Source organism: Vibrio sp. 03_296, assembly GCF_002265885.1.
On record NZ_NPKW01000343.1, the window covers coordinates 1 to 1,545 of the forward strand.

Genomic DNA, 1,545 nt, shown 5'->3' on the forward strand with positions numbered 1-1,545 from the left:
CCTGGAGCGAAGACCAAGGAGGCACTTCTGCACCGCAATACAGTTTGTTTGGCTACGATCAAGACATCATGACATCAGTGTTCTCTGAACTGCCAATCATGAAATAAGACCAAATTGTTGRTATACACCAAGCCCCGCATCACGGGGCTTATTTGTTTTTGATTTCATCCAACTACTTCACACACAGCACATTCAACAGCGAAGAGCCTTTTACCTGCGTCACACGACCATCGGTAAAGAAGCCTTTTTTCCTCTTCCCAATAGGGCAACTTGCTCATTGGCCAGTGCTGGTTTTCCATCACTTTGGAGTCCAGCAGGGTAAAAAATTCCTGCTTCGGTTAACAAAGCGCAATGTGCAGATCAGCTGCAACACCACTTCCGCACTGCTGTAATCCAAGCGATTCCATGCTTGGTTGTGTTCCATATAAAACTGGTGCTCATCATCCATCAAGTAAGGCACTGCATAAGTACGTACCTTTTAACTCGGCTACTTTTACGAATGTCGATGGATGAAGAGTCGTCGTTACTGCGCTTAGCTGGCGTTGTGGCCAAGGTCGCCTGCGCAGGAGAAGGCATTGGCTTGTTGGCAGCAACCGGTACTTTCTGTTGCGTTTTTGGGGCGGTGGGCTTGGTTATCGCTTTCTGTTCTTTGCTTGCCGTGACCGGTTTTGCCGCAGAATGTGGCATTAACGACTCGATAAAAGGCTTCTCGGTAATCGTCCCAGTTTTTTGACCTGTTTAAGATCTTTGCTGGCTTGAGCAAAAGATTGATACGGGCCAATTAAGCAACGATAGGCTTTGTTTTCAGGTTTCATCCACACATCGGTGGTGATCTGCTTGTAAAGCGGTTTGGCGTCGGCCAGTGGCATTGGCTGATTTAAGATGCCACATTGAATCCAAAGAAATCCTCTTTGCCGCTTTTGGGCGCTTTTTACCCAAACACTCGCCAATCGGGCAGGCTTTATCTAACATGGGTAATTCGTTGGTGCTTGCCTGTGTGGCTTCACATAGAAAGCCTTCCGCCGCTGCAGGAGTAGCAACACCAAAAAAGCACAATGCCGCCATCAGCCACAATCGTTGTAGGTTTGAAGATCGGCAAAAGGGCCGATTTGCTTTGTTCCATAACTTCACTCTACCCGTTTCATCAATGAATTGTTCAGTGACGCTCAGACTGCTGCCTACAACACGTTGTAAGGCCAAAAATTTGCCGCGTACTGGTGAATAAAAAATGACAAGCAAAAAAAGAGCCGTAATTGGCTTACGACTCTTAGTTTAGGTAGTTTTCCGATTATAAATCAATCAGCTCAGATCACCCTTGTAGATTTGGGTTAAATACGTCACGTAACCAGTCACCCAATAGGTTGATCACTAACACCAGCGTCACCAGCACAATGCCAGGGAAGGCGGTCGACACACAGCGCCGGAGAAGATGTAGTTAAAACCAATGCTGATCAATGCGCCCAGTGACGGTTGGTCAACGGGCAAACCCAGCCCTAAGAACGAGAGCGCCGCTTCCGACATGATCGCGTTAGCGACTTGCACGGT

At 47.6% G+C, this 1,545-nt stretch carries 3 protein-coding genes and 1 pseudogene; all 4 read right to left on the minus strand.

The genetic code is table 11. From position 1 onward, the window contains the following. Positions 1-447: 447 nt before the first annotated feature. On the minus strand, positions 448-687 hold the full coding sequence (locus CIK04_RS33745; protein ID WP_325205783.1) for a hypothetical protein: 240 nt from the start codon (positions 685-687) through the stop codon (positions 448-450). After that, positions 687-869, minus strand: a complete 183-nt coding sequence (locus CIK04_RS33750; RefSeq protein ID WP_325205784.1) for an SPOR domain-containing protein — start codon at positions 867-869, stop codon at positions 687-689. Before CIK04_RS33750 ends, CIK04_RS33745 begins: the two co-directional genes overlap by 1 nt. Beyond that, on the minus strand, positions 805-1,200 hold the full coding sequence (locus tag CIK04_RS33755) for a hypothetical protein (RefSeq protein ID WP_325205785.1): 396 nt from the start codon (positions 1,198-1,200) through the stop codon (positions 805-807). Before CIK04_RS33755 ends, CIK04_RS33750 begins: the two co-directional genes overlap by 65 nt. 109 nt (positions 1,201-1,309) lie before the next feature. Next, positions 1,310-1,545, minus strand: a pseudogene (locus CIK04_RS24505) (ABC transporter permease); the annotation flags it as partial.